The sequence below is a fragment of the Anaeromusa acidaminophila DSM 3853 genome (assembly GCF_000374545.1).
In the GTDB taxonomy this organism is placed as follows: domain Bacteria; phylum Bacillota; class Negativicutes; order Anaeromusales; family Anaeromusaceae; genus Anaeromusa; species Anaeromusa acidaminophila.
This window is the reverse complement of the sequence record NZ_KB894584.1, coordinates 89,847-116,566: the sequence shown is the minus strand read 5'-3', so window position 1 is coordinate 116,566 and position 26,720 is coordinate 89,847. Positions and strand designations below refer to the sequence as shown.

25 protein-coding genes are annotated in these 26,720 nt (G+C 49.2%); 6 read left to right on the top strand and 19 right to left on the bottom strand.

The annotated features are described in order from the left end of the window. Positions 1-97 precede the first annotated feature (97 nt). From C508_RS0103290 to C508_RS0103280, 3 genes are all read right to left on the bottom strand, one after another. On the bottom strand, positions 98-2,140 hold the full coding sequence (locus tag C508_RS0103290) for a methyl-accepting chemotaxis protein (protein WP_018702115.1): 2,043 nt from the start codon (positions 2,138-2,140) through the stop codon (positions 98-100). A 363-nt stretch (positions 2,141-2,503) separates the two neighbouring features. Further along, positions 2,504-3,367: a zinc metalloprotease HtpX gene (gene htpX, locus C508_RS0103285; protein ID WP_026319329.1), complete on the bottom strand. Its 864-nt coding sequence runs from the start codon at positions 3,365-3,367 to the stop codon at positions 2,504-2,506. Positions 3,368-3,421: 54 nt separating this feature from the next. After that, a complete protein-coding gene (locus C508_RS0103280; RefSeq protein WP_018702113.1) occupies positions 3,422-4,171 on the bottom strand; it encodes a TerC family protein in 750 nt (249 codons plus the stop codon). A gap of 186 nt (positions 4,172-4,357) precedes the next feature. Here C508_RS0103280 and C508_RS17705 point away from each other — a divergent pair, with 186 nt between their 5' ends. Then, positions 4,358-4,951, top strand: a complete 594-nt coding sequence (locus C508_RS17705; RefSeq protein ID WP_018702112.1) for a DUF1836 domain-containing protein — start codon at positions 4,358-4,360, stop codon at positions 4,949-4,951. Between the two features lie 323 nt (positions 4,952-5,274). Here C508_RS17705 and C508_RS0103270 read toward each other — a convergent pair whose 3' ends face one another. Further along, positions 5,275-5,886 carry a hypothetical protein gene (locus tag C508_RS0103270; protein ID WP_018702111.1) on the bottom strand — a complete coding sequence of 204 codons (612 nt, stop codon included), beginning with the start codon at positions 5,884-5,886 and terminating at the stop codon, positions 5,275-5,277. Between the two features lie 149 nt (positions 5,887-6,035). Continuing rightward, on the bottom strand, positions 6,036-6,422 hold the full coding sequence (locus C508_RS0103265) for an ATP-binding protein (RefSeq protein WP_018702110.1): 387 nt from the start codon (positions 6,420-6,422) through the stop codon (positions 6,036-6,038). 159 nt (positions 6,423-6,581) lie between these two features. Between C508_RS0103265 and C508_RS0103260 the strand changes: the two genes are divergently transcribed. Further along, positions 6,582-7,103: a hypothetical protein gene (locus C508_RS0103260; protein WP_018702109.1), complete on the top strand. Its 522-nt coding sequence runs from the start codon at positions 6,582-6,584 to the stop codon at positions 7,101-7,103. 78 nt (positions 7,104-7,181) lie between these two features. On the opposite strand, the gene C508_RS0103255 is transcribed toward C508_RS0103260, so the two are convergent. Further along, positions 7,182-7,670, bottom strand: a complete 489-nt coding sequence (locus C508_RS0103255) for a NanQ anomerase/TabA/YiaL family protein (RefSeq protein WP_018702108.1) — start codon at positions 7,668-7,670, stop codon at positions 7,182-7,184. Positions 7,671-7,945: 275 nt separating this feature from the next. On the opposite strand from C508_RS0103255, the gene C508_RS0103250 reads away from it, so the two are divergent. Further along, the gene (locus C508_RS0103250; protein ID WP_018702107.1) at positions 7,946-9,232 is read left to right on the top strand and encodes a dicarboxylate/amino acid:cation symporter; all 1,287 of its coding nucleotides are present in this window, start codon (positions 7,946-7,948) and stop codon (positions 9,230-9,232) included. Positions 9,233-9,287: 55 nt separating this feature from the next. Here the strand turns inward: C508_RS0103250 and C508_RS0103245 are convergent, their stop codons facing one another. From C508_RS0103245 to C508_RS0103230, 4 genes are all read right to left on the bottom strand, one after another. Then, entirely contained in the window at positions 9,288-10,472 is a 1,185-nt protein-coding gene (locus tag C508_RS0103245) for a type III PLP-dependent enzyme (protein ID WP_018702106.1), read from the bottom strand. Positions 10,473-10,631: 159 nt separating this feature from the next. Next, entirely contained in the window at positions 10,632-11,120 is a 489-nt protein-coding gene (locus C508_RS0103240; protein ID WP_018702105.1) for a VOC family protein, read from the bottom strand. Between the two features lie 127 nt (positions 11,121-11,247). Then, the gene (locus tag C508_RS0103235) at positions 11,248-11,457 is read right to left on the bottom strand and encodes a hypothetical protein (RefSeq protein WP_018702104.1); all 210 of its coding nucleotides are present in this window, start codon (positions 11,455-11,457) and stop codon (positions 11,248-11,250) included. 241 nt (positions 11,458-11,698) lie between these two features. Further along, positions 11,699-12,256, bottom strand: a complete 558-nt coding sequence (locus C508_RS0103230) for a class I SAM-dependent methyltransferase (protein ID WP_018702103.1) — start codon at positions 12,254-12,256, stop codon at positions 11,699-11,701. Positions 12,257-12,435: 179 nt separating this feature from the next. Between C508_RS0103230 and C508_RS0103225 the strand changes: the two genes are divergently transcribed. Further along, positions 12,436-13,122 (top strand): response regulator transcription factor, encoded by a 687-nt coding sequence (locus C508_RS0103225; RefSeq protein ID WP_018702102.1) that lies wholly within the window; start codon positions 12,436-12,438, stop codon positions 13,120-13,122. Continuing rightward, complete coding sequence (locus C508_RS0103220) at positions 13,106-14,518, top strand: sensor histidine kinase (protein WP_018702101.1); 1,413 nt, start codon at positions 13,106-13,108, stop codon at positions 14,516-14,518. Before C508_RS0103225 ends, C508_RS0103220 begins: the two co-directional genes overlap by 17 nt. A gap of 100 nt (positions 14,519-14,618) precedes the next feature. Here the strand turns inward: C508_RS0103220 and C508_RS0103215 are convergent, their stop codons facing one another. The 6 genes from C508_RS0103215 to C508_RS0103190 all read right to left on the bottom strand — a co-directional run bounded on the left by C508_RS0103215 (position 14,619) and on the right by C508_RS0103190 (position 23,636). Then, the gene (locus C508_RS0103215) at positions 14,619-16,328 is read right to left on the bottom strand and encodes a methyl-accepting chemotaxis protein (protein WP_018702100.1); all 1,710 of its coding nucleotides are present in this window, start codon (positions 16,326-16,328) and stop codon (positions 14,619-14,621) included. Positions 16,329-16,603: 275 nt separating this feature from the next. Continuing rightward, positions 16,604-18,493 (bottom strand): nickel-dependent hydrogenase large subunit, encoded by a 1,890-nt coding sequence (locus C508_RS0103210; RefSeq protein ID WP_018702099.1) that lies wholly within the window; start codon positions 18,491-18,493, stop codon positions 16,604-16,606. A 16-nt stretch (positions 18,494-18,509) separates the two neighbouring features. Beyond that, a complete protein-coding gene (locus tag C508_RS0103205) occupies positions 18,510-19,595 on the bottom strand; it encodes a hydrogenase small subunit (RefSeq protein WP_018702098.1) in 1,086 nt (361 codons plus the stop codon). Between the two features lie 176 nt (positions 19,596-19,771). Continuing rightward, the gene (locus tag C508_RS0103200; protein ID WP_018702097.1) at positions 19,772-20,821 is read right to left on the bottom strand and encodes an ABC transporter ATP-binding protein; all 1,050 of its coding nucleotides are present in this window, start codon (positions 20,819-20,821) and stop codon (positions 19,772-19,774) included. A gap of 21 nt (positions 20,822-20,842) precedes the next feature. Next, a complete protein-coding gene (locus C508_RS0103195) occupies positions 20,843-22,528 on the bottom strand; it encodes an ABC transporter permease (protein ID WP_018702096.1) in 1,686 nt (561 codons plus the stop codon). An 82-nt stretch (positions 22,529-22,610) separates the two neighbouring features. Further along, a complete protein-coding gene (locus tag C508_RS0103190; RefSeq protein WP_018702095.1) occupies positions 22,611-23,636 on the bottom strand; it encodes an ABC transporter substrate-binding protein in 1,026 nt (341 codons plus the stop codon). A gap of 164 nt (positions 23,637-23,800) precedes the next feature. On the opposite strand from C508_RS0103190, the gene C508_RS0103185 reads away from it, so the two are divergent. Then, the gene (locus C508_RS0103185; protein ID WP_018702094.1) at positions 23,801-24,397 is read left to right on the top strand and encodes a glycerol-3-phosphate responsive antiterminator; all 597 of its coding nucleotides are present in this window, start codon (positions 23,801-23,803) and stop codon (positions 24,395-24,397) included. 209 nt (positions 24,398-24,606) lie between these two features. Here the strand turns inward: C508_RS0103185 and C508_RS0103180 are convergent, their stop codons facing one another. From C508_RS0103180 to C508_RS0103170, 3 genes are all read right to left on the bottom strand, one after another. Beyond that, positions 24,607-25,353, bottom strand: coding sequence for an SDR family NAD(P)-dependent oxidoreductase (locus tag C508_RS0103180; RefSeq protein ID WP_018702093.1), 747 nt, complete (start codon positions 25,351-25,353; stop codon positions 24,607-24,609). Between the two features lie 119 nt (positions 25,354-25,472). Continuing rightward, the gene (locus tag C508_RS0103175; protein WP_245553710.1) at positions 25,473-25,955 is read right to left on the bottom strand and encodes a GNAT family N-acetyltransferase; all 483 of its coding nucleotides are present in this window, start codon (positions 25,953-25,955) and stop codon (positions 25,473-25,475) included. Positions 25,956-26,152: 197 nt separating this feature from the next. Continuing rightward, positions 26,153-26,635 (bottom strand): 8-oxo-dGTP diphosphatase, encoded by a 483-nt coding sequence (locus C508_RS0103170; RefSeq protein WP_026319326.1) that lies wholly within the window; start codon positions 26,633-26,635, stop codon positions 26,153-26,155. Positions 26,636-26,720: the final 85 nt, after the last annotated feature.

Here is a 26,720-nt window from a genome sequence, read left to right as displayed (position 1 = left end):
TCCCTGCCTGGCTATGTTAAATTTTACAAAATAAAAAGTCTTCGCACAGCAACTCCAACTTGCTGTGCGAAGACTTGGGAGAACAATATAGATTCAATTATACTTTGAAACGGCTGACCGCCACTTGCAGTTCTTCCGCCAACAGGGCCAAGGAACGGCTGGAAGAAGCAATTTCTTCCATAGAGGCTGCCTGCTCTTCGGTGGCTGCTGCCACCGTTTGGGTCTGCTCCGCCGTATCGCGGCTGACGTTTTGCATATCGTCCACGGCGTGAACGATACGGCCGCTGCCGCTGACGGTCTGCTCGATGGCTGTCGTAATGGCCGCCACTTCTTCGTTGGCTTTACGAATCAAGCCGACAATTTCTTCAAAGGCCGCGCCGGCCTGGCCAGCGACAACAGTACCTTCTTTCACCTCGGCCGTACCCTTATTCATGGCTTCTACAGCACGCCCTGTCTCGCCTTGAATCTCGCCAATAAGAGAGGCAATACGTCCGGCGGCTTCCTGGCTTTGCTCCGCCAGCTTGCGCACTTCGTCCGCTACTACCGCAAAGCCACGGCCTTGCTCGCCCGCCCGTGCAGCCTCGATGGCTGCGTTCAAGGCCAACAGGTTGGTCTGTCCGGCAATACCGCTGATGGTATCCACAATCTGGCCGATTTCCTGGGAACGTTCACCCAGCTTGGCCACAACCTGCGCCGAATGGGTTACCGTCGTATCGAGCGCCTGCATCTGGCGAATCGCTTTGCCGATGGCTTCGCCGCCGCTTTCCGCCGCTTGGGAGGTTTTTGCCACTGATTTTTGCACTTCGCTGGCCCGCTTTGAGGCCCCGGCCAGTTCTTTCGCCAAAACGTCCACTTCGGTTGTGGCTTCTCGCGCCACCGACAGCTGTCGATCCGCACCGCCAGCCACTTCGGTCACGCTTCCAGCTACCTGCTGCACCGCATGAGCCGCCTGCTCGGCGCTGGCTGTCAGCTCTTCACTGGCCGCCGCTACCTGCTGGGATTCGCGCTGCACCTGCACCACCAAATCGCGCAGCTTGCCGCTCATATCGGCAAAGCTGCCTGCTAATTGCCCCAGTTCGTCCTGCGACTGCACCGCCACTTCCTGGCTGCGCAGATCCCCTGCTGCAATATGCTCCGCCGCATCACGCAAGGTGAGTATGGGCGCTACAAAGCGCTTGCTGATCACTGCGGCGATTCCGATCGCTAACAGCAAACAGAATACGCTGAGCCCCAGCATAATATACGTCAGATGCCGCACTTCCGCGTTAGCTTCGTCCAATGGAGCCGTGATCATGATCATCCACCGTTGGCCACCGGCCAACTCTATGGGTTGATAGATAGCCATTCGCGTTATGCCGTCTACAAACGTATAATCGCCGCGTACGCCATCATTTTTCTCCAATGCGGTTTTAAACAATTGAATCATTCGATCATCCAACGTGCTAGACGGCAGCTTGAGTTCCGGGTTAACCTCTTTTTTAGCCACATTCAGCTTACCAGCCAATTCCGGCCGTTTGGGATGCGCCAGAACCATGCCGGAATCATCCGCCAGAAACGCATAGCCTGTATCTTTAAATTTAACCTGCTTTAATACCTCATTCAATTTTTCTAAGGACATAGTCCCTGCTAAAACCGCTTTCAGACCGCCATCTTTATTAAAGACCGGCACAGCAATCACTACCGATAGCTTGCCCGTAGAGCGGGAAACGATCATATCCGAAACATAGGATTTTTTAGTTTCCAACACCTTTTTAAAATATGGCCGATCCCCCAAAGAATCCGGTTTACCGTCCATGCGCAGGGAAGAACCGTCCGGTCGCACATAGCTGAGCATTTCAAACAATTTTAGGCGCTTATCGGTTTCCGCTAAAGAAGCGATTAACGCAGCATTGTCCTCACTCTCACGCATGCGTTGAATACTTGCCAAGTCCTCCAAACGAAGAATGGCTTCTTTAGTGAACATTTCCGTTTGCAGCGCATAATAATCCGCCAAAGCGTACCCCGTTTCATCCACGCTATCGGAAAGCGCCCCTTTCGCCTGCCAATAACTGGCTACCCCCAGTAAAAGCAGAGCCACTATGACCAATCCCGCCAGAGCCAGAGTCAAACGTGTTTGAATGCTATTGCTGCTGATTTTCATATAATCTCCTTCTGAAGCGCTTACCGCGCTCCTTCATTATTATTCTTCCCATATTTTCCCTTTTGGAGGAAATATTCTTTCTATTTAATTTTATCATATTTACGCCTATCCCTACTAGTCCTCAAGTCCTCTTCTATAGGCTAACTTTGTCACGTTGTGCCACATATTCCAGTCTTTGTCCAACAAAGCAGACAAGAATCTTGCTATGGTGAACAGCTCTCAAAGTAACAGAGAAAATCTTGCTACCAGAAGTCAATCGAAAAGTGACGGCAAGAATCGAAGGATGCTGCAGAGTGCGCTAACGCACACTAGTAAAACAAAATAGCCCGCACCATAACGGTACGGGCTTAAAGGCATATCGGTTTAGCGTCCTCGCGCCAACTGCTCCAGTTTGGCGATACGATCACCTGTCGCTGGGTGGGTGGAAAAGAGACTCATAAACCATTGGCCGCCGCCGGCAAAAGGATTGATGATAAACATATGCGCCGTAGAAGGGCTGGCTTCCGGCAGCGTTCTATGCTGGGCATAATATTCGATTTTGCGCAGCGCTTCCGCCAACGCCAGCGGATTGCCGCAGAATTCAGCGCCTTTCGCGTCGGCCCCGTACTCCCGGGTCCGGCTGATGGCCAGCTGAATAATAGTCGCCGCCAAGGGGGCCAAAAAGATCATGAACAGAGAACCGACCAACCCGCCAGCGCCTTCCTCGTCATCGCTGCGGCCCAGCCCTCCCATGATAGCGCCCCATTGAGCAATGTTGGCGATCATGGTAATCGTTCCGGCAATACCGGCGACAATGGTGCTGATTAAGGTGTCTCGATTCTTAATGTGCGCCAGTTCGTGGGCTAAGACGCCTTCCAGCTCTTCCGTACTCAGCGCCTGCATAATCCCGGTTGTTACGGCCACCACGCCATGCTCAGGGTCACGGCCTGTAGCAAAAGCGTTGGGCACTGCTTCGTTGATAATATACACTTTCGGCATCGGCATCTGCGCCGCCTGGGCCAATTTGGACACGGAATGAACCAAGCCGGGCGCTTCCTGCATAGTCACCGGCTCCGCGCTGTACATCTTCAGCACAATCTTATCGCTATACCAGTAGCTGAAAAAGTTCATGCCCATAGAAATCAGAAACATCAGCATCATGCCGCCATTGCCGCCGATGGCTTTGCCCATGAACATCAGAATTCCAGTCAATGCCGCCATTAAAAGAGTGGTTTTAAACATATCCAATCAACGCTCCTTTTTCATCATTTAAGAGACTACAAAGTCCTTTATTGCTTCCGTTTATTTCAGCTCTTCTTTTTTCACTGCCACCGGCGCCGTCTGCGTCCGCCGCAAATAATGCATGCCAAAAGCGCTGCCGAATACAACCGCCATGAGCGCAAAGAAGACGCCATGCTCCATTTCGTAGCCAGCCGAGGAAGCCATCATTTTAGCGCCGATTACGCCAATCAAGACATACGCCGTACCTTCCAGCTCCGGATAACGGTCAATAAGGGTAATGAAGAACTGCGCTACGCCGCGCATCATCAAGACACCCAAAATACCTCCCAAGTAGAGCACCCAAACCTGATCGCTGACGCCGAAAGCCGCCAGCACGCTGTCAACAGAAAAGGCGATATCCATAACCTCTACCGCCACGACGGTACGCCAAAAACCAAACCCCTCGCAGCCATCTGTATTGGCGGTTTCATCTTGCTTGTGTTTCTTCCAAAAAAACGCTCCTGCCAAATATAGCAAGTACATCGCACCGATGAGTTTCACCCACCAAATTTTGATGAGTACCGTCCCCAAGGCAATCGCCACAAAGCGAAAAGCGTACGAGCCAAGTATACCATAAAAGAGAGCTTTTTTGCGCTGCTCTTCCGGCAAGTGCTTGACCATCATTGCCAACACTAACGCATTATCCGCCGACAACAACCCTTCTAATAAAACCAATGTCCCGATAATGCCCCAGTTAACAGGATTTGTAAGGGCTTGCAACAAGGCATCCATTGAAAATAGCATGCCTACACTTTGCCATACTGCTTCCATCGCGCAATAGCTCCTTTCTGAATTTCTACAAATAGAATACCATGTAGTTTTCAAAACTACAAGTATTTTTTATTAAAACCATGTTAATTGTTTTTAAAAAGTACCTACCTCCGTCTATATACGCGTTGACTCCTTGTTTTGAAAACCATATACTAAAAGATATAGAGCACGATGGAGGATACCGCTATGCAAACCTTACATGAACGCCTTACGCGCTTACTGGAATGCCCAGAGGCAACTTCTCAGTCTTTGCCGGATTTAGGGCTATATATGGACCAGCTTCTATCCTTGGTCAACCGTCAAGCTGCCAGCAACGATGACCTATTAACGCGCACCATGGTCAATAATTACACCAAGGATGGCGTTTTAGCCCGCAGCCAGCAAAAAAAATACCATCGCTACCATATTTTGCTGCTCCTGCTGCTGAGCAAGCTCAAGCAAGTCCTTTCCATCCAGGAAATCAAAGCTCTTTTCAACCCTGTTCTGCGCAATATTGATTCCCCCCATGATGACATTCTTCCCTTGGAAGAAGTCTACGATCTTTTCACCGAGTTGAAAGCCGTCGAATTGCAGGCTTTCTGCGAGGAAGCCCAAGCCAGCAGTCTGCGCCTGACGGAACGGCTGACGCATATTGACGATGACGAATCGAAAGCGGCTCTAGAACGTTTTTTAACGGTGCTCCTTTTAGCCGCCCAGGCGGAATTTGCCCGCCGCGCCGCTAAAGAACTGATTGCTGACTATTTCATGGAGAAACCGAAAAGCGGAGTTGAACAGGAATAAAGGGAGTAGCTGGAGGGCTCGACGGAGGTCAGACTGAACAAGAGAATCGGCGACGGCGCTGGATGCGCCTGACGGTACGTGAGGTACCTAATGCCGACGATGCCAAGGATGGCATAATCGCCGGTCTCCGTTGAAAATTCATGGATGGCATGGCAACCGACATCCATAAATGGGTACACAGGAGAAGAAGAAAGCACGATATTTAATCTTGAAAACTCTTTTCGCGTCTTTCGTGTATTTCGCGGTTATTTTATAAATTGGGCATATAAAAGGCGCTTGCAGCCAAATCACTGCAAGCGCCTTTTTCATGTTCCCTGCAAAACTTACCGGAAAATGTTCACAACTCGGGACACGGTATCCACTGTATCGTTAACCGAGGAATTGCCGCCATTGCCGCCGGAACCGCCGCTAACCAGACTGCCGGCGTTAACACTGTCGCTGCCCGGATATACGCGCAACGTTCCTTTGATCGACTGTGTATGCAAGGAACCTCCAAAGGAGTACACCTTGTCTACTGTACGCTTGCTGCCCCCCGCAGCTACGGTCAGCTTGCCATCCTTTACATTCAACACCAGCGGTGTGCTTTTCGCAATACTTACATTAATAAGTCCTTTATTGCGCAAAGACACGCTCAACATGTGTGTTGTAAGATTGTCGCCATTATAAGCGCCGCTGACAACCACTTGCAGCTCTTCCTTGCCATTGTCAGTCTCAATATCCACACGCAGGACAGCGCCACCGCCCCAAATATTAGTAAGCTGGGTCAGCTCCAAACGTGCTTCGCCAGGCTCGTCCATAAAGTTATAGTCAAAAATATTCACATTGTTATCCGCTTGAATCTCCACGGTCTGCAACGGTTCTACCACCGGCGCCGCCGACGCCACACTGCCCGCTAACAATAACGCAAACATCAAAAAGACTAATTTTTTCTTCACCTTACCGCCTCCTTTTGTTATATGAGCTTATTATACTTGTCAAAAACAATTTTTATTTTACATTTACTTCCTTATTATTACAATAGGCCGAAAGACGGGTTTCTTGCTACCCTATCCTTCGGCCTAAGTGCTATTTATTTTATTGTTTACTAACCGTGAATCAACGTTGGCAGACAGCGTACACAAACCCACGTGCTTTCGCCTTTATACTTCATGGGCAGCAACGGCCGCTCTTGCTCCGAAATATCACACAGTGAACATTGCATCAAATGATGAAACTCCGGACGTTGAGCAACGTCTTTTTTGTGTTCCTGCACCGCTTCTTCATCAAAAGCAACAGCTTCTCGCTCCTCTAGCGTTAAAGCGCCTGTAGGACAGGCGCCGATGCAAAAACCAGCTCCGTCGCAAAGCTCGTCCCGTAATACCTTGGCTTTGCCGTTCACCACTTCGATTGCCGCTTCGGCGCAGGGCGACACGCAGCGCCCGCATCCATTGCACAAAGCTTCATCAATCCGAATAATTTTCCGTTTAGCCATCGTTATAGCCTCCTTTGAATAGCAGCAAATCTTTTTTGCAGCAGGAAAAGTCTTTTTATATATCGAAATCCTCATGTAACGTTAACAGAATTATCAATCTTATTTTGTTGGCATCTTTTAAACAACGCCCAGCCATTTCCACAAGAGGAGGAATGACTCATGAATCTCTTCGATTCCCAAGCAGCCTCCGCTTTGCGTAAAGCCGCCTTTCACTGCGGCTTAAATTACACGGATATACAATCGTTATCCACCGACTTACGACTCTGCCTGCATCATTGCACCCAGCATTTAACGCAATTACTGCTTTATGATGTCTCTAGGCCTCTGCCCTTGGCGGCTGCGTTGCCCTTAGCCTTCGGCTACGCTTTTACCAGAGGCATCGAAGGAGCGCTCCTATGGCAAGCAGATCGCCTGGACGACCTTGAGCCGCTTGCCGCTGATGAACTTTGGCATGGTCATCGGCAGAATCTCGGCGATGCGTCTTTAGAGGCGCTGCTTGAGAATGCCTACCCGGGAAGCACATTATTTTTTGCCGCTTTTGCCGACTGGGCAACCAACTCCGATGACGCATATTGCGCTTCTTACTTCGAAGAAGAACTAGCTTCTTCTCTATTTTTCACGTCCTTCATCGGCGCCAGCCTGGTACTGCGTCAAAAAACCGAACCGCAATGGCTGCATTAACGAGTAATGGCGTACGTAAATTTGAACAAGAGTAGAGGGAGTAAAGGGAGGGTCCGAATGAGGGCTACGGAATACGTTTTATTCGGATTCCGTCACCAGCCGCTCTACGCGGACCTTGCCCACGGCTTTGCAGACAGTCTCAGCCTCTTCGGTTGCTCTGCAGCCTGGACGATGCACATCCCAAGGAAAAAACACAGCGTACATGCCAGGGGCCAAAACCAACGAGCTTTCCTGCACGCCCTCATGGTAAAAGATCAAATCCCGTTCTTCCAGTTCAATACTGCGTTCCTCATGCTCGTCTGTCAGCGGCTCCGCGCCGATCACTTCGCGCCCCAAAGGCACATACTGAATATCCACATACGCTTGATGCGACTCCGGCTGCTTTTCTGCGGCCGGAGTTGTTTTATAATGCTGTACCCCTACATAAACCTCTGCGCCTTCCAACTCGTAACGGCCATCCTCCAGGCGGCCCCAATCCGCCGCCGCCATCCAATCCAGCACTTTGACTACCTCTGCGGGCAGCCATTGCCGATCTTGCTCTAAGTAACGCATATGACCTACGATCATGCTTTTTAACCTCCTATAAGCGTTTTCTTCCTTCAGCTTACGTGATGACCTCGTCGCCGTCAATACAAGGCTGTTTTTCCTTCTAGCAACGGCATAGTTTCTCTAGGACTATTTTTGCAAAAATCAAATAGTCTTGCAATTTATGTATACTGTGTTTTTCACTTGTAGGCATTTGTATTTTTTGGTTTCTTTTGGTATTCTGTCAGAAGTATATTCTATAATTTATAGTTTATTATTTCAATATGTAAGCCCTCATTTGTAAAGGAGGTCCTATTATGTCCTATTTTCGCTCTCTACATGTACAGGTTCTTTTATCGATTGTCATAGGTATTGCTTTAGGGCATTTTTCGCCAGAGTGGGGAGAAGCGATGAAGCCTTTGGGTGACGGCTTCATTAAATTGATTAAAATGATTATTGCCCCCATCATCTTCTGTACCATTGTCACCGGCATCGCTGGTATGGATGACATGAAAAAAGTAGGCCGCGTAGGAGCGAAAGCGCTCCTTTATTTTGAAGTCGTTACCGTCTTTGCTTTGATTCTCGGTCTTTTTGCCGTCAACTGGATGGCCCCTGGCCAAGGCATGAATGTAGACGTAGCTTCGCTGGACGCGAAAGCCGTCGCCTCCTACACTACCGGCGGCGCCGCGCAGGCCCACAGCACACAGGATTTCTTTTTGAATCTCATTCCTTCCACTGTTGTTGACGCCTTTGCCAAGGGCGATATTCTTCAAGTACTCCTAGTTTCGCTGCTTTTCGGCTGGGCCCTGTCTTCCATGGGCAAAGAAACCCGTCTTTTCACGTTGATTACCGAGCTGTCACACTGTTTGTTCCGCCTTGTGGATCTGATTATGAAACTGGCGCCGATTGGCACCTTTGGCGCGATGGCCTTCACCATCGGCAAGTACGGCATTGCGTCGTTGCTTCCTTTAGGCGAGCTGCTTTTATGCTTCTTCGCTACCTGTACGCTCTTTGTTATCTTTATCTTTGGTCCAATCGCCTATTGGGCCGGCATCAATCTCTTCTCGTTCCTTTCTTATATCAAAGAAGAGCTGCTTATCGTTTTCGGCACAGCTTCCTCGGAAAGCGTGCTCCCGAAGATCATGGAAAAATTGGAAACCATGGGGTGCGGCAAATCCATTGTCGGTCTAGTTATACCTACAGGATATTCCTTCAATTTAGACGGTACTTCCATTTACCTCACCATGTCCGCTATTTTTGTCGCTCAAGCTACTAACAGCGACTTATCGTTGACCCAGCAGTTAACTATTTTAGCCGTATTGCTGCTCACCTCTAAAGGAGCTTCCGGCGTAACCGGCAGCGGCTTCATTGTCCTAGCGGCCACCTTGTCCGTTATTCCTGGCATTCCGGTCTCTGGTTTAGCGCTTATTTTCGGCATTGACCGTTTCATGTCGCAAGGGCGCGCGCTTACCAATCTCATCGGCAACGGCATTGCCACCATCGTCATTGCTAAATGGGAAAATGAGTTTGACTCCAGCAAGCTGGAAGATCTGCGCCAACGGCGAGCTCATCCGGAACTAATAGAAGATCGGCAAACTGCCTAAACTAGACTAAAAAGAGAGGCTCTACTTCGCTTCAGCGAAGTAGAGCCTCTCTTTTTTATACAGCGTCAGCCACTAAATGATGTTGTTCATGCTTCAAAACCGCATAGCTTTGTGTATTCTCCGTCTCCCAAACAATGCTTTTCGCCTTAGCAAAACCATTGAACGTTGTAGCGGAAGCCGAGGTATACGCGCCGCAGTCCGGCACAAGAATCAGATCGCCTTCCTCCAACGCCGGCGCATTATGGCCGCGGTAGAGAATATCCAAAGAATCGCAGCTAGGCCCTGCAAATGTCGCCGGATGCTGCTCGCCGTCTTTAAAATAAACAAACTCGTAATTCCAATGGTCGAAGAATATGCCGGAAAACGTTCCGTATACGCCTTCGTCCAAGAAGTACCATATTTGCTCATCCCGATTTTTAACGCCAATAACCTGGGTTATCAGCTGTACCGCCGTGCCGCAGAGAAAACGCCCCGGCTCGGACCAAAGTTCGGTATCAGGAAACAATTCATCAACATATTTCTGAATGGTTTCCGTCATTTCATCGAGATTGATGTCTTGACCGGTTACGGGAATCGGGAAGCCTCCCCCAATATCCAAGGTGGTCAAGTGCATTCCTTCTTCCGCCGCCAAGTCAAAAAGCTCCCGGCATTGCTTAAGGGCGCGTACATAGGCGTCTGCTGTAGCAGATTGACTGCCCACATGGAAGCAAAGCCCCTTCACGCACAAACCCTTGTCCCGTGCGCGACGCAAAAGCGCCAAGGCCTCGCCAACAGAGGCGCCAAATTTTTTGTTCAAATCCACCAGCGCCTCGGGATTTTCTACCCGAACCCGCAGGAGCACTTCGCCCCCGGGAATCACGGCGGCCATCTTGTCCGCTTCGCTGGCGCTATCGTAAGTAAATCTATGAATACCCAGGCGTTTCGCCGTTTCCAAACCTTCTGCCGTCTTTACGGGATTGGCATATACAATCCTCGCAGCAGCAATGCCCATCGCTGTGAGCGCTTCCATCTCGCCTGCTGAGGCGACATCGAAACAAGATCCCAGATCGGCCAACGTCCGGACAATATGTTCGTCTGGATTGGCTTTCATTGCATAGTGCACCTCAACGCGGGGCAGCTTTCGCTTCAAGTATTGGTAATTTTCCGTTACCCTCTTGGTAGACACCACCAATAGCGGAGTGCCATGCTCCTTCGCCAAGGCTTTTGCTTCTTCTTCTGTCAGTCGGAGTTGCGCGTTCATATCCCTCTCCCTTCTTTGTGACGGTCTTTAGGCCTAATGGCCGGTTTCCCTGCCGTCACCGTTGTTCTAGGACCAAGATGATTGTATCACGCACGCTGCAAAGTGCAAGTAATTTTTACCTGTTTTTTACGCAAGAGTTTCATTATTTTTTCACAGCTCTCAAAATCCTGAGTCATTCTCGCATTTTCGAATACAGGCTCGCACATATTCTAAGGACACTTCCATTCGCAAGGCCGTTTCTTCTATCGATAAGCCCTTCTGTAAAAAACGCTGCACCACCATCGCCATGTTCTCGCCAACTTCAATAATATGCCCATCAGGATCATAAAAGCGCACCACTCTTTGCCCCCAGCGGTGCTCAAAAAGAGGATGTACATATCGTATCTCTTGCCGCTGCAGCGATTCCATGAAAATATCTATGTCATTTTCCTCAAAATAAAGCTCGCTTGCATGGTTTGCAAAAAAAATATCTTCCTCTTTTTTTTGCAAAAAAGCAACCCAAGTTGCCACCGTCTGCAAGGCAATGCCGCCTGTCAAAACTATATTATCCCCAAAGTCCGAGACAACGGCAAGACCTAGTATTTTTGTGTAAAATCGCTTCGATTTTTCCATATCTCGGACCGCAAGCAACGTGCTCATATATTTCATAAGCGCATACTCCTTTTGGGCTTTCTACATCCTTGAAATACATTGTACTACTATTTTTTCTTCTTTGTATTTGTTATTTTACGCTATGAAAAGATAGAAAAGCCCCTGAGCAAAGGGGCTTCTCTTGCTATTTCTGTACGTTGTTTACTTCTTTAACCAAAGCAACTTGCTCCGACACCCTTGTTTTTTCACGAGTGTTGCCGGCTTGCTCCGGATCTTCTTTTTGGATAATTATTGGCTGAGCTTCTTCCTGGGGAGCTGCCAAAACCGGCCCTGCGATAATCACTCCGCCCAACGCCATTACCGAAAAAACACAGGCGCGCCATTTCTTTTTCATACAATTACCTTCTTTCATATCATGCTTATTGGCGTTTGCCACTATTTGCAGTATATAGAGGCAAGATTAGACAAGTCTAAGAAGGAGATTAAAATCAGATTAAAAAGACCATAAAAGAACTTCAATCTGCGTAAAAAAGCACTGCCCGCAGTTTTGCGGACAGTGCTTGCTACGCTCTATTTTAATAGCCAGTACTATTTCATTAGCACCGCTAGTATTTTACCAAACGTTGCACTAAAACCTATTTTTTGCAGTAATAGATAAAGGCCGGCGGAAAATTAAGCGGCGCAAAGCGAATACGCACTTCCCGAAAATACTTTTTAACTAAGCTTCGCATTTGTAGAGAATACTGAAACGCCACAAATACTCCGTTTGTCTTTAACGATTGACTGACTGCTAACAAGACTTGATTTCTTTCCTCTTTGGAAAAGGTCGCAAAAGGCAGCCCCGAAATAACGCAATCCGCTTGCGGCAAATTAAAGTATCGTAGCAACGCAGGCAATTCTTCCGCTCTAGTTCCGTAAAAAAATTCCGGATACCTTTCACGCAAGGTTTCCCGCATACTTCGGTCCTGCTCTACAACGAGCGTCTTCGCACTCTTTTGTTTATTTTGAGAAATGTACCCTGTAAATACTCCTGTACCCGCTCCCAATTCAACAATAGTATCCAGCTCCGGCCAGGGTAACTCCCCCAACATCTTGCGCGCTAGAAACATGGAACTAGGAGTAATGCTGCCGATTTTAGCAGGCTCTTCTAGAAAGCGAAGCATAAACTCCGCCCGTTCTGCAAGCAAACTCATCTTCAGCCTCTCTTTCATTGCGCCTGTCGCGTCCTCTCTAGTACCATCATAAAAGCCAAAGATTAGACAGAGATTACACAAAGATTAGAATTGGATTAAAAAGAAAAACTCCTCTTTCGCTCCAAGAAAAAAAGTGGTTTTATATACTTATAGCTACGCTAACGATGGAGGTTACTTGTATGACAAGCAAAGCATCCCATCTTCTCATTGTCGAAGATGAATGGAAAATCGCTCGCTTTTTACAACTGGAGCTGGAGCATGAAGGCTTTACCACCGAGATTGAGGCCAATGGCCGCCATGCCCTGGAACGAATTGTGCAGGAAAATTTTAATCTTGTTTTATTGGACGTTATGCTGCCCGAGATGGACGGCATTGAAATTTGCAAGCGCGTCCGAGAAGTATCGGATGTTCCCATCATCATGGTCACAGCCAAAGGTGAGCTCGACGATAAAGTCGAGGGACTCAACATCGGCGCCGATGACTACCTGACCAAACCCTTCGCCATCCGGGAGCTCTTGGCTCGCATCCGCGCAGCGCTTCGCAAACGCAACGTCTCCGGCCTCAAGGAAAATACTTTGCATCTGAAAAACCTTGTTTTGCATCCCAGCCGTTATGAAGCGCAAGTTGACGGTCAATTGGTGGAACTAACAAAAAAAGAATATGACCTCTTGGAGTATTTAGTTCGCAACAAGCATGTCGTCCTTGACCGCGAACATATTCTCCAAGAGGTCTGGGGATATGATTATCTAGGCGATACCAATGTCGTCGACGTATATATTCGTTATTTGCGCAGCAAGCTGGATGAACGCTTTGGTGAAAAATACATTCATACCGTGCGAGGAGTCGGTTATGTGGTCAAAGATTAAAGGCGTTCCTGTTCCCATCTCCATTAAGCTGACTTTTTTATATACGGCCATACTTAGCCTCATTTTGCTCTTCACCAGTTCCTTGACCGTAGCTGGCTTGTATTACGTGCTCTACGATCAAGCCGTCGCAGATATTGATCTAAGCGTAGATACCCTATCTCGTCATATCGCTTCCGGCGAGCCGGTCGACCAGCGCTTGCTCAAAGAGAATCTTCTCCTCCCGGGCATCATTTTGCGAATTTCCGATGAGCAAAATCAGCTGCTTGTCGACAGCGCTCCTCATATGCCCAGCAATCAATCGGTCATGGAGAAAGCGGAGATAGAACACGACCCTCTCAATCCGGCCTTGCTGCTAAATACGCCGCTGCGCATCCTGCACGTAAACGATATGTACTTCTACTACACAACTGCGCATGTATCCTATGGCAGCCACACCTACCATCTACAAATCATTAAAACCATGGCGGCGGAAAAAAACTTTTTAAAAACATTAATCAGGGGCTTGTTCCTCACAACAGCCCTTGGACTTTTAATCGCCATCCTGGCCGGCATGTTTATCAGCCGCAAAACGCTGCAGCCCTTGCGAACCATCATTACCACCGCTAAGGAAATTGAGATTCATGACCTAGGGAAACGAATCCCTTTAAGCAACAGCAAGGACGAACTGCATGAGCTGGCGGCGACTTTCAATCATATGTTGAACCGCATTCAGACAGGTTTTGAACAACAACAACGTTTTGTGGCCGACGCTTCCCATGAGCTGCGCACACCGATTACCGTAATCAGCGGCTATGCCGACATGCTGGATCGCTGGGGCAAGCAAGATGGCGCCGCCTTAACCGAAGGAATTGAAGCGATAAAGTCAGAAGCTGCCAACATGCATAATTTAATCGAAAAACTTCTTTTCCTGGCACGCACCGACCAGAACAAACAAACGCTGACTAAAGATGCACTTCTCATGCCGCCCCTGCTGGAGGATATTTTCCAAGAAACCAGGCTGATCGCCCCGCAGCACCAGGTACTGCTAAGCCAAAACCAGCAAGCTTCCATTTTGGCGGATGCTGTCGCCATTAAGCAAATGCTGCGCATTTTTATTGAAAACAGCATCAAATATACGCCAGACGGCGGTGTCATTACGCTGGCCTCGCAAAGAATCAATACCCATTTGGAAATTACCATCACTGATACAGGCATAGGTATCCCGAAAAAAGAGCAAGCCAAAATCTTTGACCGCTTTTACCGGGTAGACTCGTCCCGTTCCAAAACCACCGGCGGTACCGGTCTGGGCCTGTCTATCGCCCATTGGATCGCCGCCCAGCACAACGCCACTATCCAGGTAGCAAGCGTTCCCTCCCAAGGTACGACGATCATCTTGAAGTTTCCCCTTATCTCCTAAGGCGCTAAGACTAGGGAGGACTCTTCTTGAGAAACAAAAGATTGAAAGAGAAGCGGCAGGGAATATTCCCTGCCGCTTCTCTTTCCTTGATAGTATCGCCTTAAATCTTAAATTTTTGAACAGCTTGTTGCAGCTCTTCCGCCATTTTTGCCAAGCTTTGACTATTGACGCCGATTTCTTTCATTGATGCAGATTGTTCTTCGGTTGCTGCAGAAACGGTTTGCGTATGATCGAGCGCATTTTTACTAATATCATCAATTTGATGTACTTCCTCCACAATCTGTTGGCTCTCAAAAGCGATTTCTTGCATAATAGATGATACTTCTTTAATTTGCCTTGAAACCACATTGACATGCTGAGCGATATTATCAAAGGATTCACCGGCTAAAGTTACCACTTCCGCTCCCTTTTTAACTTCACTCGTACCTGCATTCATGGCCAGAACGGCCTTATTGGTATCTTCTTGAATTTCTCCAATTAAGGAAGCAATCTGCTTGGCTGCTTCCTGGGACTGTTCAGCAAGCTTTCGCACCTCTTCAGCAACTACCGCAAAGCCTCTGCCTTGCTCACCAGCCCTTGCCGCTTCAATCGCTGCATTTAACGCTAGCAGATTGGTTTGTCCTGCAATACCAGATATAGTATCAACGATTTGTCCAATTTCCTGCGAACGTTCGCCCAATTTTGCAACCATTGCAGCGGACCTGTCAACCGTCTTTTCAACACTCGCCATTTGCTCGATTGCTGTTGAAATTTCTCCCAACCCTGCTTGTGCAGCTAAGGCGCTTTTATCTGTCGTTGTTGTCGCAGTATTACTGTTTACCACCGCATGTTGAATGCTAACGGAAATCTTGCTAACAGAAGCAGACATGCTAGTAATCGCATTTGTCTGTTTTTCCGCTCCCTTTGCCACTTCGGTAATTGTCGAAGCTACTTGATTTGCGGCTTGAGCAGACTGTTCTGCGCTGGCTGTTAATTGCTCAGAAGACGCCGAGAGGTGCTCGGCTGACTGTGCTACACTCTTTATTAACTGACGCAAGTTAGACTTCATGCTATTAAATTCCGCTGTTAGCTTGCCCATCTCATCGCGGCTTTGTAACACAAGGTCTTTTGAAGCTAAATCTCCTTTCGCAATCAGCGCTGCTTCTTGTACTACGCCTGTTACCGGCTTGACAATGAGTCTGGATATATATTGGCCCAACATAAAGGTCAGTACGATGGAAATAGCGCTAATTCCCAATAATAGCATGACTGATTTTTTATAGTCTTGTTCATTTGCTTCATGAACAATTGCAATCTCTTTTTCTTGGTTTTTGACCAAAGCTCGTATCTCGTCCGCAAGTCCTTCCACTAAACCTTCGCCTTGCTTATAGAAAGTTAGCGCGTCTCCAGACTTATTGGAAATTGACAATTTGATAATGTTATTTTGCAAATCCAAGTACTTTGCAGCCGATGCTTTAATCTTATCTACTAACTGCTTCTCATCATTGTTCAAATTCATTTTTTCGAGTTTATCAATTAAAGCAGCAAAGTCTTTATCCCTTTTCTTCAGTTGCTCAATAAGCTTCCCTTGTTCACTCTGGTCAGCAGTAATTAATCGAAGCAAAAGACCTTGGCGCGCTCTATTTTGCTGTCTCAAATCTTGGGAAATATCTAAACCTGCCACATGTTTTTCAAAGATCTCGGTAATTTGATCATGACCTGCTCTGACATAGTAGTATCCCACAAGACCTACCGCCAGCAACAGCAATGACGAGGTAATTGTCAAGACCAGCAATTTGCGTGAGATTTTCATGTTCAACAGGAAATTCATTTTATTCCCTCATTTCTCAACACTAATTTGAGTCTATAACTTGTCCCTTATAAACAGTCTACTCAATTTGGGAAATCATGTAAATAAATTTACACATCTTATTAAATATTCTTTAGAGTGTTTGGTTCAAGGGGACGGTTCTGGCGAACCAGTGGTTCACTAGAACCGTCCCCCTGAACCAGAAAAGAAAAAAGACTCACGAGAACCGTCCCCGTGAGTCTAAGCGGCAGAGAGAAAGATTCGCCCTGCCTTTTTTCATAAAATGGTAGTCCCGCTCAACACTCACCGCAGCGCACAACCGCCACTTCTTTGCCCTTCGTATCGTACAGATGCGTGGCGCAAGCCAGGCAAGGATCAAAGGAGTGGACGACCCGCAGAATTTCCAGCGGTTTGTCGGGAATCTTCACCTTAGTGTCGATCATGCTGGCCTCGTAGGGGCCGTGACCGGCGGCGTCGTCCCGAGGTGCGGCGTTCCAGGTGCTGGGTACCACCGCCTGGTAATTGGCCACCTTGCCGTCTTTAATCACGATCCAGTGGCTCAGCGCGCCGCGAGGCGCTTCCACCAAGCCCACGCCCTTGGCCTCTTTCGGCCAAGTAGACGGGTCCCATTTTTCCGTATTTGCCACAATAGTGTCGCCGCTTTTGATGTTAGCCAAGAGCTTGTCTTGGAAATACTTGGCCACATAGGCGTTGGCCTGGGCGTCAAGAGCTCTGGCAGCGGTGCGTCCCAAGGTGGTGGGCAGCCATTTTTCCGGCGCTACGCCCAGCACTTTCGAAACAAAGTCGATCTGATCCACCATCATTTTTTCCAGCCATGTCGGCTCGGTAATAATGCCTTTTTTTACTTTGACATAGATAACAATGTATTTGGCCAGCGGCCCTACTTCGGCCATCTTGCCGCGCCATTTCGGCGTTTTAACCCAAGAGTACTTGCCCTGTTCGTCAAGATACTTCCAGTTGGTTTTCGTGCCTTCCTTCGGCGCCGTATACTTAGGCTGACTGACGCCGTCCCAAGGATGCAGCTCGCTTTTGCCTGCAGGGTATTCATACCAAGAATGAGCCACACCTTCGGCAATCACCGAGGGATCGGCGTAATCCTTAGGCTCCAATTCCGAATAAGTAGCCCCTGCCAAACCAGCGCTGAAGTTTTCCACCACGCCCTGCGAGCGAAGCAGCAGATTTTTGTGGAAGCTGCCGTTCGTAACGCTCTTAAAGGTGCCGTCCGGCATATCGCCAACGCTCAAAGATCGCACACCCGCCAAGCCGCCGCCATCGAGCATGCCCGCCTTGACGTAGAATTCGCCAATAGCCAGCACGTCCGGCAGATAGTAGAAATTGCAGGCGTCCAGCACAGAATGCAGCGATTTCTCCACCACCATCAGACGTTCCGTATTAACCGGCGCGTTCATGTCATCCAGCGAAATAGAACATGGCATACCGCCGACTATGTAGTGCGGATGCGGATTCTTACCGCCGAAAACCACATGAGAGAGAATAAATTCCCGCTGTTTATCCAGCATCTCCAGATAATGAGCTATACCGATCAGATGCACTTCCGGCGGCAGGATATTGTAGTCCGGGTGGTCCCAGTAGTGAGCCGCGAAAATGCCAAGCTGGCCGCTTTCGACGATTTTGCGCACCTTATCCTGAATGGCCCGAAAGTAAGCGTTGGTCGCCTTGGGGAAGGTTTTAGGATAGGCCTGGGTATCGTTAACAATCGGTCCTTTTAAGGGCACAGCGTATTTATCGAGCATGGTATTTTGCAGCGCCGCCGCCGCTGCCGGATCGGCCTTAAGAGCGTTTACCGGGCTAACCCAGTCCAGGGCATGGAGATGATAAAAATGCACCACATGATCATGAACGCTTTGCGTCCCCATCATGATGTTGCGGATATAATTCGCATTTTTCGGCACTTCAATGCCCAAGGCGTCCTCCACTGCCCGCAAGCACGATAAGGAATGGGTACTGGTGCAAACGCCGCAGATGCGGCCCACAAAAGCCCATATATCCCGAGGGTCGCGGTCTTTACAAATCACTTCTATGCCCCGCCAGGCGGTGCCGCTGGAAAGAGCGTCACTGACCTTGCCGGTAGCTTCATCCACCTGCACCTCTACGCGCAGATGGCCTTCAATACGGTTCACCGGGTCGACTACAATGCGTTTCATGGCTTAAGGCCTCCTTCTATTCATCCTGGTCGTCATGACTGGCTTTCTTCTGTTGAATGACCGAAGCAATGGCATGAGCCGCCACCCCGGCCACCGCTACGCCAGCCGCCGCCAGACCCACTTTATCCGCTGTCGCCAAGGTATTGGGCACAGGGATATTAGGCAGCCTTGCAAAGAGCGGGTCGTTATCCCAGAAAGAAGGCTCCGCGCAACCGATGCAGGGAGATCCGGACTGAATCGGATAGGACAGGCCGTTCCACCAGCGCATATTGCCGCAGGAATTATACGTTACAGGACCACGGCAGCCCACCTTGTAAAGGCACCAGCCCGCCTTAGATCCCTTGTCGTCAAAGTTCTCTACAAACATGCCGGAGTCAAAAAACGGACGCCGGTAGCAAGTATCATGAATACGGTTGCCAAAAAACTGTTTTGGCCGCCCTTTGGCGTCCACCGGCGGCAACGTGCCAAACAAGGCCACATGCATGATCGTGCCGGTAATAACCTCCGGAATGGGAGGACAGCCAGGAATTTTAATGACCGGCTTGCCGCCGCTTAACACCTCGCTTGAGGAGCGAGAGTCCGTCGGATTGGGCTTAGCCGCTTGAATGCCGCCCCAAGTAGCGCAGGATCCAATTTCCAGCACCGCCATCGCGCCTTTAGAGACTTCCTTCACCATGTCTTTTATCGGGCGTCCTCCCACCATGCAGCTAATGCCGTCGTCGGCTAAAGGAATGGCTCCTTCAATGGCTAAAATGTACTTGCCAGCATATTTTTTAACGGTTTCTTCCAAATGATGCTCCAGCGGCTCGCCCGCGGCAGCGCCAATGACATCATTGTATTCCAACGAGATCATATTCAAAAGCAAATCCGAAGCTAAGGGCGTTTCCGAACGCAAAAACGATTCATCACAGCCGGTGCACTCATGTCCGTGCAGCCAAATTACAGGCGTCAACACCTTCGTTTCCGCCGCTTCCACTACCTTTGCCACCATATTGGGGCCCAGGCCCAAGATACCGGTTAAGGTGACGCAGGTTTTCAAAAAGCTTCTGCGACTAATATCCTTACGTTGAAATACATCCCATAAGGTGTCCCCAAAGCGCATCCTTACAACCTCCCTATTTCTCTTCTCTGCGGCGGCAAATGCCGCCCGCAAAGTCTGCGCCGAAGGCCTGCGGCGCACTAATTCTCGTCAAAACGCGTACTCTGCGCCAGACTATGCTTTTACTATTCTCTTTCCCCTGAAAAAAACCTTTTATTTATAAAGGCTATACCACGAATTCAACAGCGTTCCTGGGAAAAAAACATAGCTTTAGAGAAGTTTAGATACACGGTCTCTCCGTCACTAAAATCGCCGTACTCATCGCTTCTGGCAATGACGCGCACTTCCTTGTCGCCTACCTGCACCCGATAGTCCACGGCATCCCCTAAATAGACGCGATGCGTCAAAACGCCCTGGACGCAGCCGCTGCTACGGGAAAGCGAGATGTTCTCCGGCCGCACCGCTACCTGTACCGCTCCGCGGCAGCTTGTTTCCTGTTTTATTTCGCCGCCTGCGGCTAAACGCACTACGCCGTCCGCCGCTTCGCCAGGCAGAAGATTCACTAAGCCGATAAAATCGGCTACCGTCTGATTTGCCGGTCTTTCGTAGATATCCATCGGCTCCGCTACCTGCTGGATAACCCCCTGGTGCATGACCACAATGCGATCCGACATAGCCATGGCCTCGGCTTGATCATGGGTCACGTAAATAACGGTGACGCCCAACTTTTTCTGCAGCGCTTTGATCTCAAAGCGCATGCTTTCCCGCAGCTTGGCGTCCAAATTGGACAACGGTTCATCTAAGAGCAGCAAGCCCGGCTCAGCCACCAAAGCCCGTCCCAGGGCCACACGCTGCTGCTGTCCGCCGGAGAGCTGATGGGGGTAGCGCTCGGCATAGGCTTCCAAGTGCACCATTTCCAACACCTTCTGTACGCGCTCGCGCCGTTCGGCCTGAGGAACTTTTTTGATTTTCAAAGGATAGGCCACGTTTTCCGCCACCGTCATGTGCGGCCAGACGGCGTACGACTGGAACACCATGCCAATATCCCGCTTTTCCGGCGGCACGAAAGTTTTCTCCCGGGAAGAGCTCACAAGGCGTTCCCCTATATAGATATCTCCTTCTGAAGCTTTTTCAAAACCGGCAATCATCCGCAGCATGGTCGTCTTGCCGCAGCCGGAGGGTCCGAGAATCGAGACAAATTCGCCATCCTTCACGGTTACGTCAAAATCATGCACCGCCGTAACCGCACCAAAGCGTTTCCAGATATGTTCAATTCGTACCTGCGCCATTTCGTTCACTCCTAAATATAATCAAATTCCAATATTTCCTTTGCTGACCTTGCTGACAATCAGATTGCCCAGCAACACAATGAGCAGCACCAGCACCGACAGAACTGAAGCGTTTTGAGGGTCTGCATAGGTTTGCAGTTCATAGAGCAGCACCCCGATGGTTTTTGTTTCCGCGCCATAGAGAATAATCGACATGGTAAGCTCGTAAAAAGACGGCATGAATACCAAAAACCAGCCGGCCACGATAGACGGCGCTACCAACGGCAGCAGGATATCCTTGCAAGTGCGTAGCCAGGAAGCGCCGGAATTGAGAGCCGCCTCCTCCAAGGAAGGATGGACCTGGCTCAAGGACGCGGCAATGGTGCGCACTGCCATGGTCAGGTACTTGACCATGTAGGCCACAATTAAAATGGTCAGCGTAGAGTATAAATTCAAGACAAATTCGCCGGAAAAAGTAATAATCAAGGCCAACGCGATAACTACGCTCGGCGTCGCCCCGCCCAGCGTCGCCAGAAGATCCGGCAACGAACGTCCGGTTACTTTTGTTTTCACCAGCAAATACGAGACAAAGAGCGCCACCACTGTAGACAGGGTTGCCGCCGCCGCGCCCGTCACAAAGCTGTTGTAAATGGGTTCTAAGTACTGCGAGCTCTGCACGACCGGCAGCCAGTGCTCAAAAGTCAGATTGCTCAAGGTAATCGGCCGCGACATCGAGCGAATGAGAGACGTCAACAAGATAGAGCCGATAGGCAATACCACGGAAATGAAACCGTACGCGCAAAGCAAGCCCACCGCTGCATAACGCCAACTGCCCAACTCTACCAGATTGGGCCGCGTGCTTTTGCCGGCAATGGTCGTATAATCCTTACGGCCCAGCATGGCGGTCATGGCGAAAAGCAGCGTATTGGCCACCAGCATCAGCGATACCGCCAAGGCCGTAGCATCTCGAATGCCCTTGGCGTCGCCCATATAGACATAGGTCACAATGCGGGTGGTCAGCACCTCGATTTTCGCCGGCATGCCCACAATGGAAGGAATGCCGAAACAGGAACCGGCTGCAATGAAAACCAGCAGGCCCCCGGCTAAAATACTGGGAAACATCAAAGGCAAGGTAACATCCCAAAGCGTCCGCAGCGGGGAAGCGCCGGAAATACGCGCCGCTTCCTCCAGGGTGGGGTCCATTTTTTCGAGCGCCCTGGAAATCGTAATAAAGGCAAAGGGCGAATAGAACAGGGTCAGCACCCAAACCAGACCGCCCATACTGTAAATATTGAATGGCGACTGCGCCAAATCAAAGACATGCCGCAAAATCACATTCACATAGCCCACGCTGGGATTTAAAAGCTGCGTCCAAGCGATAGCGCCCACGTAGGGGGGAATCATATAGGTAGCCACCAGCATGGTGCGAAACGCTCCCTTGCCCGGCAAATCCGTCCGTCCTACCAGCCAGGCTAAAGGAAAGGTAATCACCAAGCTAAGGAGCATTACCATAAAAGACAACTTGAAGGTATTTACCAACGCCGTCCAGTTGACCATTTTACTGTAGACATATTTATAGTTTTCCAAAGTAAAGGCGCCCTCAGTCACCACGCTGTTATACACCAAATACAGCATCGGAATGACCACAAACAGCACCAGCACCGCCACAGCGCCGGCAATCACAAGCCATTTAGAATCCAGACGCATGCCAAAAATACGTTCTTCCACGATACTTCCTCCTCACGCAGTTTGCGGGGAAAAGGCGCGAATTCCAAGAATTCGCGCCTTTTTATAAACGGCTGCGTTCCGCTTATTCCAATACCTTCGATCGGAACATTTCTTTAATTTTTTCATTCTCTGTAGCCAGCTTGACCCAATCCACCTTAACTGCCTTATCAGCAAAGGTCTTCAGCGCCGGAGCGCCCTTCGGCGGCTCTACGTCATCGCGCACCGAATGCATCCAGCCCTTAACGATGGCCTGCTGTCCTTCTTTCGACAGCCACCAGTCCACCATAGCCTTAGCCGCCTCTTTATTCTGGCTAGAATTAAAAATAGCGATCGGGCTAGGAATCATCACCACGCCGTCGTCAGGATACACCACTTTCAGCGGCTCTCCTTTAGAAGCCAGCTTCAAAATGTTCTCTTCCAAAATAATCGCCACAAGGTATTCGCCTGTGAGCAGCTTATTCTGAATAGCGGAGTTTCCTTCCTCCACTTTCAAGCCATTTTTCTTCAGATTTTCAAAATATTCCCATCCATACTTGTCCGCCAACGCGCCGGCTGCTACATAGGCGCTCCCGGAAAGCAAGGGGTTCGGCATGGCGATCTTGCCCTGCCATTTAGGATCCAGCAGATCCTTCCAGGTTTTCGGCGCATCCGCAGCCGAGACTTTCGCTGTATTATACGCTATAATCATGTTGGAAATACGTACAGCCGTCCAGGCGCCATCGGCGTCCTTCGCCTGGGTTACGTCCTTATTGTTCGGCGACGCATAAGGGAAGAGCAGCTTTCTCTCCTTCAGCGTTAAATAGTACGAAGGATCCGCCACCATGATCAAGTCGGCGGCAATCTTATTCGCCTGAATTTCCCCGCTCAGCTTGGTCATAACTTTTTCCGTACCGCCTTGGAACCACTGCACGTCCAAGGCGCCAAAAGCTTTTTTCACCGCTGGCTTGACACTTTCAATAATATCCGGATAAATGGAAGTGTAAATCATCACTTTCCCTTGAGGACCGCTTTTGTCGGCTCCATCCTTCTTTTCGCCGCCGCAGCCAGCCACTGCCAAAGACAACGATACCAGCATCAGACACAGCCATAGCCATCGTTTCCCGCTCACTCTTTCTGCCTCCTTTTAATACTCTGCTATCAGAATAAATTACTATAAATAAATCATTTCGTAATTCATTGCAAAAGTCCTCCTTCGCTTATTTTATTTTGCAGGATTTTTTCAATGCATCCAGAAATGGTATCAGTATCTTTTATAAATGAGGTATAACTTTTATGAATATAACAAACAATAATAAAAACATTCTTCGCTTGCTGGCAAACGGACCGGTTATCCCCGCACCTCGTTCCATTGACGATTTCAAATATGCTTTACAGCACCATCCTTCTCCTACGGTTATTCTGCTGTTTGGCGATATTAATGTACTCCCAAGTCTGCTGCAGCAAGCCAAACAGTACAATAAGCGCGTTTTAGTTCATTTTGACCTTTTAGGCGGTATCGGCAAGGATCGCGCTGCGGTCACATTCTTGTCCCGTTTAGGCGTCACCGGCGCCATCACAACTAAACCGGCGCTTGTCAAATACGCTCGCGAAGAAGGCATGCTGGTCATCCAGCGCTTATTCTTGATGGACTCGGAATCCATGAAAACAGGTATTCATTTACTGAAAAACTATAAACCTGACGCTCTGGAAGTGCTGCCGGCTTGCATTCCTTCCAGCGTTGTATCCTCTTTAAAACAAGAAACAGGCCTGCCGATTTTAGGCGGCGGCCTGCTTTATACCAAAGAGGATGTTATCCAGGCCCTGAAAAATGGCGTCTGCGCCGTCAGCACCAGCCGCCGCGAGCTCTGGGACATCAAGTACGAAGAATAGAATAACGGGAGGTCCGAGAAGGACCAACAAGAGAACCGGAGAATCTGAGGGTCAGAATGAGAAAAGAAACGTTCTTTTTAAAAAGCCGCTTTCGCGGCTTTTTTTGTGTTTTTATAAAATTAATCTTCCCTTTACTTTCTCTTCAAAAAACATCTTCTCTGTCGTACCCTCCCGCGACTCCGATTCTCCTGTTCAATCCTCGCACTCCTCTACGCCGTCAGGCCGCCGTCAACAGACCAAATAGCGCCGGTGACGAAGGAAGCCTCCGAGGAAGCCAAAAAGCCGATAACCGACGCCACTTCCTCCGCTGTAGCCAGACGCTGCAACGGGTACCAACGAGCCATCTCTTTCATCGCTTCTTCCTTGTCTTTAACTGTTTCTAGCTGCTTATCCAAAAGAGGAGTCCGCACATCCCCCGGGCAAACGCAATTGACTCGCATTTCGTACGGCGCAACCTCCAACGCTAGGGATCGCGTAAAGGCCACAACCGCCCCTTTAGACGCGCTGTAAGCGCTGCAGCCAACATTACCGTGCAAAGCGGCGTCAGAAGCCACATTAACAATGTTTCCCTTCGTTCGGCGCAGCGCGGGCAAGGCATGGCGGCAAAGATTATAGGTTCCCATAACGTTTACCGCCAGCAGGCGCTGCAGCTGCTCCGGCGTCGTTTCCGCCAGACACTGTTCCAGATAGAACCCGGCGGAATTAACCAAAATATCCAAACGCCCCCAGCGCTTTGCCGCTTGTACCGCTAAACGACGGCAAGCGGCATCCTCCGCCACATCCGCGGCAGCAAAAAAGCAGCGATCTTCGCAGCCTAACTGCGCCAGCGCTTGTTCGCCCTTTTCCCCGCTGCGCCCGGAAATCACCACTCGCGCGCCTTTGCCCATCAGCCATGCCGCCGTCGCCAGGCCAATCCCGGATGTCCCCCCGGAAATCAACGCCACCTTGTCCTCCATCATTTAAACCACCTTTATTAATTTAAACAGGAGTAAAGGGAGTAGAGGGAGGATACGACCGATAATTTAAGCAATTTATAATTACAGTCCTTCGCACCCTCACTTTACTCACGCTACCCTTATTGCTTATAAGTCTCCGTCTTTTTTTCAAACCGAAAAAAGTAATCCCCGCCGACCATGTCGTCAGGACTCTTAAGATCTTTGTGATAAGGGTTGAAAAATTCGACCGCAGAAAAACCACAGCGATTGATGTAAAAATGAATATTTCGCTTCTCAAAATAAGGCGTACATGTTTCCCACACTTTTGTGTCGGAATACTTTTCTTCAATCGCATTCCAAATAGCTTTTCCAACGCCACGACTTTGAATCCCGTATTTCACGTACAGAAAGTCAAGATGGTTGTGGCAGGTAGACTCATCTATCAAAACGATAGCTCCTCCAACCATCTGCCCGTCAACGACCGCCTTATATGCGGCTGCTCCCTTTGCCTTAAGGGACTTGCCAATATCCGCCTCCGGGAGTATCTCCACATCCAAATTCTCTAATTCAGACGCTGCGCCTTTTTGAAAAGCCTCTTGCATATCTTTTTTGAACTGTTCCAAATCCTCTGTTCCTAGAGGCAAAAGCTGAAAGTTCATGTTCCTCTTTCTCCTGTAAATTCTTATTAGGCAACCAACGAATTTGCTGACTTAACTGTTCTTCTTTTCGACATCGGATTCCTTAGCATATTTTATAAAGTTATTCCAAACAAGATCGTTGTTTACAGGTTGAACATTATAGCATATATTTCCCCGTATCTTTACTCTGCCTCCGCTGCGCGCAGGCGAAACTCGGCCATGCCTTCATTATCCTCAGCGAAAATGACGTCGGCGAAAATTTTCTCCCCTGCCAGCACCTGCGGCAACCAGCAAATATCGTCTTCCCACATTTCCTCATAGGGAATTTCCGCTGCATCAAACCAGGCAGGCTGCATCTCTTCGCTTTCTAAAGGCTGTCCTTTCCAGGAACGAAGAAAGTAAATATCGCCGCTGTGATCCCACTCCGGCTTCGCCGGAAAATAAAACCACAGACGTCCCACAAATTCCAAGTCTTCCTCTCTCGCTGCCAGGCCGCTTTCCTCGCGCAGCTCGCGTACCGCCGCCGCACGCATAGACTCGCCTTCATCCGCCTTGCCGCCAAAGCCATTATATTTACCCCGACCAAAGCGGACTTTTTTCATGCCTAAAAGCATCTTTTTCACTGGCTGACCCACTACAGGAAATACCAGTGTTGTCGGATACATGTACATGAAACCACCTCTGTTTTGTTGCATTTTCTCAATTGTACCATACATCTTCCAGAAATTATTCTCCTTAAATCTTATAAAT

Bases quoted from the DNA above. Each gene is read 5' to 3' on its own strand.
- C508_RS0103245 (WP_018702106.1), bottom strand. From the start codon at position 10,472: ATGAACGCGCAACTCCGACTGACAGAAGAAGAAGCAAAAGCCTTGGCG.
- C508_RS0103215 (WP_018702100.1), bottom strand. From the start codon at position 16,328: ATGAATTTCCTGTTGAACATGAAAATCTCACGCAAATTGCTGGTCTTG.
- C508_RS0103240 (WP_018702105.1), bottom strand. From the start codon at position 11,120: ATGAAATATATGAGCACGTTGCTTGCGGTCCGAGATATGGAAAAATCG.
- C508_RS0103265 (WP_018702110.1), bottom strand. From the start codon at position 6,422: ATGGCTAAACGGAAAATTATTCGGATTGATGAAGCTTTGTGCAATGGA.
- C508_RS0103230 (WP_018702103.1), bottom strand. From the start codon at position 12,256: ATGAGTTTGCTTGCAGAACGGGCGGAGTTTATGCTTCGCTTTCTAGAA.
- C508_RS0103185 (WP_018702094.1), top strand. From the start codon at position 23,801: ATGAATATAACAAACAATAATAAAAACATTCTTCGCTTGCTGGCAAAC.
- C508_RS0103260 (WP_018702109.1), top strand. From the start codon at position 6,582: ATGAATCTCTTCGATTCCCAAGCAGCCTCCGCTTTGCGTAAAGCCGCC.
- C508_RS0103235 (WP_018702104.1), bottom strand. From the start codon at position 11,457: ATGAAAAAGAAATGGCGCGCCTGTGTTTTTTCGGTAATGGCGTTGGGC.
- C508_RS0103250 (WP_018702107.1), top strand. From the start codon at position 7,946: ATGTCCTATTTTCGCTCTCTACATGTACAGGTTCTTTTATCGATTGTC.
- C508_RS0103290 (WP_018702115.1), bottom strand. From the start codon at position 2,140: ATGAAAATCAGCAGCAATAGCATTCAAACACGTTTGACTCTGGCTCTG.
- C508_RS0103255 (WP_018702108.1), bottom strand. From the start codon at position 7,670: ATGATCGTAGGTCATATGCGTTACTTAGAGCAAGATCGGCAATGGCTG.
- C508_RS0103220 (WP_018702101.1), top strand. From the start codon at position 13,106: ATGTGGTCAAAGATTAAAGGCGTTCCTGTTCCCATCTCCATTAAGCTG.
- C508_RS0103180 (WP_018702093.1), bottom strand. From the start codon at position 25,353: ATGGAGGACAAGGTGGCGTTGATTTCCGGGGGGACATCCGGGATTGGC.
- C508_RS0103205 (WP_018702098.1), bottom strand. From the start codon at position 19,595: ATGCGCTTTGGGGACACCTTATGGGATGTATTTCAACGTAAGGATATT.
- C508_RS0103200 (WP_018702097.1), bottom strand. From the start codon at position 20,821: ATGGCGCAGGTACGAATTGAACATATCTGGAAACGCTTTGGTGCGGTT.
- C508_RS0103280 (WP_018702113.1), bottom strand. From the start codon at position 4,171: ATGGAAGCAGTATGGCAAAGTGTAGGCATGCTATTTTCAATGGATGCC.
- C508_RS17705 (WP_018702112.1), top strand. From the start codon at position 4,358: ATGCAAACCTTACATGAACGCCTTACGCGCTTACTGGAATGCCCAGAG.
- C508_RS0103210 (WP_018702099.1), bottom strand. From the start codon at position 18,493: ATGAAACGCATTGTAGTCGACCCGGTGAACCGTATTGAAGGCCATCTG.
- C508_RS0103170 (WP_026319326.1), bottom strand. From the start codon at position 26,635: ATGTATCCGACAACACTGGTATTTCCTGTAGTGGGTCAGCCAGTGAAA.
- C508_RS0103225 (WP_018702102.1), top strand. From the start codon at position 12,436: ATGACAAGCAAAGCATCCCATCTTCTCATTGTCGAAGATGAATGGAAA.